Origin of the sequence: Achromobacter sp. (assembly GCF_036567245.1) — a bacterium.
GTDB lineage: Bacteria > Pseudomonadota > Gammaproteobacteria > Burkholderiales > Burkholderiaceae_B > Achromobacter.
Genome location: NZ_DATCUY010000441.1, coordinates 1 through 6,130 on the forward strand (window position 1 = coordinate 1; position 6,130 = coordinate 6,130).

A 6,130-nucleotide genomic window follows, 5' to 3' on the forward strand; every position below is an offset into this window, starting at 1 on the left:
GACGAGACGCCGGCCCAGCGCGTGCGGACGCCCATGCTGGCGGTCCTGCGCGACCGCCCGCTTGTGATGTGCATCGCGGCGGCGTCGCTGGTCCAGGCCAGCAACGGCTTCCTGTATTCCTATTCCACGCTCTACTGGACCGCAAGCGGCCTGTCGACCGCGCTGATCTCTCTGTTGTGGGTGGTGGGCGTCGGCAGCGAAGTGCTGTTTTTTTTCCTGGCGCCAAAGGTCCTGGCCCGGACCGGGGCGCAATGGCTGATTCTGGCATCGGCGGTGATGACGGTCATCCGCTGGGCGGGCCTGTCGGCCACGACGGACCCGGCGTTGATCGCCGGGCTGCAGTTGCTGCAGTGCTTCACCCTGGCCGGCAACAACGCCGCCATCATGTGGTACATCACGCGCCACGTGCCCGCCGCATGCAAGACATCGGCGATCGCGCTATACGCGATGCTGTCGGGCGGCGTGTTCATGTTCGCCAGCATCCAGCTGGGCGGCGCGCTGTACCGAAGCTACGCGCCCGGCGGCTTCATGGTGATGGCCGCGTGCGCGCTGTGCGCGGTGCCGCTGGTGATTTATTCGGAAAGGCTGCGGCCGCGCGCATCGTAGAAGCGAGTGCGTCGTTCGCCGCGTGGGTCTTTTCGACGCTGGCGCGTCCAAAGAAAAAGCCCCCGTAGGGGCATTGTCCATCAGCAACAGCCGATCCGTTTCTTTCCCCCGTAGCGCGCGTCCTGGCGCTCGCGGAAGAAAGCTTCGTAGGTCATCGGCTCTTGGTCAGGGTGGGTACGCCGCATATGTTCCACATATGTCTCGTAGTCCGGCACGCCGACCATCAGCCGGAGCGTCTGCCCCAGGTAACGGCCGGCGGCGCCGGCGGCTGAACTCATGTTGCCAAACAGCATGCGGCGCCTCCTTGGGGGTCAGTCCGCGCCCGCCGCGACGGGCAGGGTTTCGTAGGGCGTCTCGCGCGAGGTCGGCTTGTTCTCGGCGCGCGCGCGCTGCACCGACTTCAGGCCGAACACCACGATACTGACCACCACGAACATGAAGATGGCGCAGAGGCCGGCGTTGATGTAGTCGTTCATCACGACACGCGACATCTCGCCCAGCGACTTGGCGGGCGCCAGCACGCGGCCTTCGGCGATGGCCGCGTTGTACTTCGCGGCGTGAGCCAGGAAGCTGACTCGCGGGTCGGCGTCGAACAGCTTTTGCCAGCCGGCCGTCAGCGTGCAAGCCAGGAGCCACAGCGTGGGCAAGATGGTGACCCATGCGTAGCGGTCGCGTTTCATCTTGAACAGCACGACGGTGCCCAGCGTCAGCGCGATCGCGGCCAGCATCTGGTTGGCGATGCCGAACAGCGGCCACAGCGTGTTGATGCCGCCCAGCGGGTCCACCACGCCCTGATACAGGAAGTAGCCCCAGGCCGCCACGCACAAGGCGGTGGCGATCAGGTTGGCCGGCAACGAGTCCGTGCGCTTGAGCGACGGGGCGAAGGTGCCCAGCAGATCCTGCAGCATGAAGCGGCCGGCGCGGGTGCCGGCGTCGACCGCCGTCAGGATGAAGAGCGCTTCGAACAGGATGGCGAAGTGGTACCAGAAGGCCATCATGCCCGGGCCGCCGATGGCCTGGTGCAGGATGTGGGCCATGCCCACGGCCAGCGTGGGCGCGCCGCCCGCACGGGAGATGATGGTGCTTTCGCCCACGTCCTTGGCGGTCTGGATCAGATCGGCGGGCGTCACCACGAAGCCCCAGCTGGACACCACCTGGGCGACCTGGTCGGGGGTGGTGCCGATTACGGCCGCGGGGCTGTTCATGGCGTAGTAGATGCCGGGCTCGATCACGCAAGCCGCGACCAGCGCCATGATGGCCACGAAGGATTCCATCAGCATGCCGCCATAACCGATGTAGCGGGCCTGGGTTTCGTTCTCGATCAGCTTGGGCGTGGTGCCCGAGGAAATCAGGGCGTGGAAGCCCGACACCGCGCCGCAGGCGATGGTGATGAAGAGGAACGGGAACAGGTTGCCCGACCACACCGGACCGGTGCCGTCGACGAACTGGGTCAGCGCGGGCATTTTCAGCTCGGGCGCCACCACCACGATGCCGATGGCCAGGCCGACGATCGTGCCGATCTTGAGGAAGGTCGACAGGTAGTCGCGCGGGGCCAGCAGCAGCCACACCGGCAGCACCGAGGCGATGAAGCCGTAGATGATCAGGATCCAGGTCAGGCCCTTGCCGTCGAAGTCGAACATGGGGCCGATCACCGGGTGCGCGGCCACGTCCTGGCCGAAGGTGATGGCGGCCATCAGGCCGACGAAGCCGATGATGGACACTTCGCCGATCTTGCCCGGACGGATGTAGCGCAGGTACACGCCCATGAACAACGCGATGGGGATGGTCGCGGCCACCGTGAAGGTGCCCCAGGGCGAGTGCGTCAGCGCCTTGACCACGATCAGCGCCAGCACGGCCAGGATGATGACCATGATCATGAAGGCGCCGAACAGCGCGATCACGCCCGGGATCTTGCCCAGTTCGGACTTGACCAGGTCACCCAGCGAACGGCCGTCGCGGCGGGTCGAGATGAAGAGGATGGTGAAGTCCTGCACGGCGCCGGCGAACACCACGCCGGCCAGAATCCACAGCATGCCCGGCAGATAGCCCATCTGCGCGGCCAGCACCGGGCCGACCAGGGGACCAGCGCCGGCGATGGCGGCGAAGTGGTGGCCGAACAGCACGTGCTTGTTGGTGGGCACGTAGTCCAGGCCGTCGTTGTGCTTCCAGGCCGGCGTCATGCGCGTCGGGTCCAGCTGGAAGACGTTCTTGGCGATGAAGCGGCTGTAGTAACGGTATGCGATCAAATACACGCACACGGCGGCGATCACCACCCATAGCGCATTGATGGTCTCCCCTCTGGCTAGCGCCACGGTGCCCAGCGCGAATGCGCCCAGTACCGCAACCGCCAGCCAGACCAGGTGTTGACCCAGTCCCTTACTGCTGGTTTGCATAAGTGCTCCTCTTGCCTCCCGCCATGCTTTTGGCGTGAAACGCTTTTATCGTCCCGCGGAAGGCAGACTCATTGTTGTGGGGTGGTGGACGCGCGCGTCCACGCAGCGCCGTGTCGACGCGGACGCTAGTATTTCGTTTTGACTACGCAGCAACAAGCGCGAAACTACGCAATTCCGCTACGTGTTACTACGCAATGCGGCGCAGCATGATTTGGCGGAAACCGTAAAATCCATGCTGAAATTTCCCGACCCTGATTGCGGAACGTAAAATGCTGCGCCGCAATAACCGCGTTCGCGCTGATACAAATCCTTCATGAAGCTGCGCCTCAAAATCCTGCTGCTTGCCGCGGTGCCCCTGCTGGTGGCCGTCGCCGCCATCACGGTGGCCGTCTACGTGCAGGGCCTGCAGCTGGCGCAGCGCGAAAAACAAGTGGTGGAAAGCGCCTGGCTGGCCAGCAAGGAAGGCGAGCTGCGCCACTACGTCAACCTGGCCTACAGCGCCATCGCGCCGCTGCAGGCGGCGGCCGACGACGACGCCACCCGCCAGCGCGCGCTCGACCTGCTGGCGCAGATGGAATTCGGCCACGACGGCTATTTTTTCGTCTATGACCTGCAGGGCAAGAACCTGATGCACCCGCGCCAGCCGGAACTGGTCGGCCAGGAACTCTGGGAGCTGCGCGATACCAAGGGCCAGCCCGTCATCCAAAACCTGCTGACCGCCGCCCGGCGCGGCGGCCAGGACGGCGAAGCGGTGCATTACCTGTGGGAAAAGCCGTCCACCCTCCAGACCGAGGAAAAGCTGGGTTACGTGGTGGTGCTGGAGCGTTGGGGCTGGATGCTGGGCACCGGCATCTATCTGGACGACGTGCAGCAGGCGCTGGAACGCATCGACGCCGCCGCGCAGGCCAATATCCGCAGCATGTTCGCCTGGGTGGCCGGCATCGCTGCAGTATCCATCCTGGGCGTGGCCGCCTGCGGTCTGGCCCTGAACATCAGCGACCACCGCCAGTCCGACGCCAAGCTGCGGCTGATGGCGCGGCAGCTGGTGCGTTCCCAGGAAGACGAACGCGCCCGCCTGTCGCGCGAGCTGCATGACGGCATCAGCCAGGTGCTGGTGTCGATCAAGCTGTCCTTGGAAGCGGCGCGGGAACGGCTGCGGCAAACGCTGCCGGCCGAGCCTCGCCAGCTCGCCCATATCGATACCCCGCTGGGCGGCGCGCTGGACCGGCTGAACACCGCCGTGGGCGAGGTCCGCCGCATTTCGCACAACTTGCGGCCCACGCTGCTGGATGACCTGGGCCTGCCGGCCGCGCTGGAACACCTGGGCCGGGAGTTCGCCATTCCCAGCGAGGACGGCGCCCCGCCGTTGGCCGTGCGCCTGCATACCGCCGGGCAGCCGGTGAAGCTGCCCGAAGCCTACGCCACCGCCCTCTTCCGCGTCACCCAGGAAGCCCTGACCAACGTCATCCGCCACGCCGGCGCCACCCGCGCCGACATGACGCTGGCCTATTCCCCGCGCGACCTGCGCCTGACCATTGCCGACGACGGCCGCGGTTTCGACTATGCCGAAGTGCAGCAGGATCCGCGCCGCGGCATCGGCCTGCGCAATATGCGCGAACGCATGAACGCACTGGCCGGGACGCTTACGTTCCATTCCACTACCCACGGCACGGTCCTGCAAGCCTGGTTGCCGCTGCCCGCCGCCCCCGTTCCCGCGAGCTCCGAAGCATGACCGACGCCATCCGACTGCTGTTGATCGACGACCATCCCCTGGTGCGGGACGGGCTGCGCTTGCGCCTGGAAACCGTGCCGCAGCTGCGGGTGGTGGGCGAGGCCGGCAATGCCGCCGCCGCCCAGGCCTTCCTGGCCGCCTGCCTGGCCGAGGATCCGCAGGGCGGCACCTTGCCGCACCTGGCGTTGATGGACCTCAACATGCCCGGCGTGGGCGGACTGGAGCTGACGGCCCTGCTGCATGAGCGCTACCCCCAGATCGCCGTGCTGGTGCTGTCCATGCACGACAATCCCGAGTACATGGTGCAGGCCGTCAAGGCCGGCGCGCGCGGTTACCTGCTGAAGGACGAGCCGGCGCAGGAGATCGTCACCGCCATCGAGGCCGTCATGGCCGGCCGCAGCTACTTCAGCGCCGCGGTGACGGTGCGCCTGTCGCAAGCCACGGCGCCGGCCACGATGCTGACGCAGCGCGAACGCGACGTGCTGCGCCACATCGCCAGCGGCGAGGCCAACAAGCAGATCGCGCAAGCGCTGGGGTTGTCGGTGCGCACGGTGGAGACCCATCGCCTGAACATCAAGCGCAAGCTGGGCATAGACGGCCAGGCCGAACTGATCAAGTACGCGGTCGAAAACCGTGGGGTCTGATCCACGGCCGGTCCGCCCCTGAGCCCTGGCCTGCCCCGATTCCCGCGCTGCGGTAGACTTGCGTTCACCACGCTACACACAGTAAAGCGCCGCAACCAGCGCCGCCCCCAGGAGTCCCCGATGTCATTGGAAAAGCACTACACCGCCATTCTCGAACAACTAGGGGAAGATCCGTCCCGCGAAGGGCTGGCCGACACGCCGGCGCGCGCGGCCAAGGCCATGCGCCACCTGTGCCGCGGCTATGGACAGAACCTGGACGAAATCGTCAACGGCGCGCTGTTCACCTCGGACACGCGCGAGATCGTGCTGGTCAAGAACATCGAGCTGTATTCGCTCTGTGAGCACCACATGCTGCCCTTCATCGGCAAGGCGCACGTGGCCTACCTGCCCAACGGCAAGGTGCTGGGCCTGTCCAAGGTCGCGCGCATCGTCGAGATGTATGCGCGGCGCCTGCAGATCCAGGAAAACCTCAGCCGCCAGGTGGCCGAGGCCGTGCAGTCCGTGACCGACGCCGCCGGCGTGGCCGTGGTCATCGAAGCGCAGCACATGTGCATGATGATGCGCGGGGTGGAAAAGCAGAACTCTTCCATGGTGACCTCCGTCATGCTGGGCGAATTCCACGACAACCCCTCGACCCGGGCCGAGTTCCTAAGCCTCATCCGCTAGCAGGATCTCCCCTCCCCCTTTTGGCGCATGTCGCGGGCCGCCTCGCCGGCCGCACCCCGCCGCGCCGGCCTCGCCAGTCCTGGCGTTGC

6 protein-coding genes are annotated in these 6,130 nt (G+C 66.3%); 4 read left to right on the plus strand and 2 right to left on the minus strand.

Annotation, left to right across the window (positions count from 1 at the left end; all coding sequences use genetic code 11):
- Positions 1-606, plus strand: a 606-nt coding sequence (locus VIR09_RS18995) for an MFS transporter (protein ID WP_332014277.1), incomplete at its 5' end; no start/stop codon positions are given.
- Positions 607-686: 80 nt separating this feature from the next.
- Here the strand turns inward: VIR09_RS18995 and VIR09_RS19000 are convergent.
- Both VIR09_RS19000 and VIR09_RS19005 read right to left on the minus strand, forming a co-directional pair.
- Positions 687-899, minus strand: coding sequence for a YbdD/YjiX family protein (locus VIR09_RS19000; protein ID WP_085946884.1), 213 nt, complete (start codon positions 897-899; stop codon positions 687-689).
- A gap of 18 nt (positions 900-917) precedes the next feature.
- Positions 918-2,999: a carbon starvation CstA family protein gene (locus VIR09_RS19005; RefSeq protein ID WP_332014278.1), complete on the minus strand. Its 2,082-nt coding sequence runs from the start codon at positions 2,997-2,999 to the stop codon at positions 918-920.
- 313 nt (positions 3,000-3,312) lie between these two features.
- Here VIR09_RS19005 and VIR09_RS19010 point away from each other — a divergent pair, with 313 nt between their 5' ends.
- From VIR09_RS19010 to folE, 3 genes are all read left to right on the plus strand, one after another.
- Positions 3,313-4,731 (plus strand): cache domain-containing protein, encoded by a 1,419-nt coding sequence (locus tag VIR09_RS19010; protein ID WP_332014279.1) that lies wholly within the window; start codon positions 3,313-3,315, stop codon positions 4,729-4,731.
- Positions 4,728-5,375 carry a response regulator transcription factor gene (locus tag VIR09_RS19015; RefSeq protein WP_332014280.1) on the plus strand — a complete coding sequence of 216 codons (648 nt, stop codon included), beginning with the start codon at positions 4,728-4,730 and terminating at the stop codon, positions 5,373-5,375. Before VIR09_RS19010 ends, VIR09_RS19015 begins: the two co-directional genes overlap by 4 nt.
- A gap of 120 nt (positions 5,376-5,495) precedes the next feature.
- Entirely contained in the window at positions 5,496-6,041 is a 546-nt protein-coding gene (folE, locus tag VIR09_RS19020) for a GTP cyclohydrolase I FolE (RefSeq protein WP_062682444.1), read from the plus strand.
- Positions 6,042-6,130 lie beyond the last annotated feature (89 nt).

Excerpts from the sequence above, each read along its gene's own strand:
- folE (WP_062682444.1), top strand. The coding sequence starts at position 5,496 with ATGTCATTGGAAAAGCACTACACCGCCATTCTCGAACAACTAGGGGAA.
- VIR09_RS19015 (WP_332014280.1), top strand. The coding sequence starts at position 4,728 with ATGACCGACGCCATCCGACTGCTGTTGATCGACGACCATCCCCTGGTG.
- VIR09_RS19005 (WP_332014278.1), bottom strand. The coding sequence starts at position 2,999 with ATGCAAACCAGCAGTAAGGGACTGGGTCAACACCTGGTCTGGCTGGCG.
- VIR09_RS19000 (WP_085946884.1), bottom strand. The coding sequence starts at position 899 with ATGCTGTTTGGCAACATGAGTTCAGCCGCCGGCGCCGCCGGCCGTTAC.
- VIR09_RS19010 (WP_332014279.1), top strand. The coding sequence starts at position 3,313 with ATGAAGCTGCGCCTCAAAATCCTGCTGCTTGCCGCGGTGCCCCTGCTG.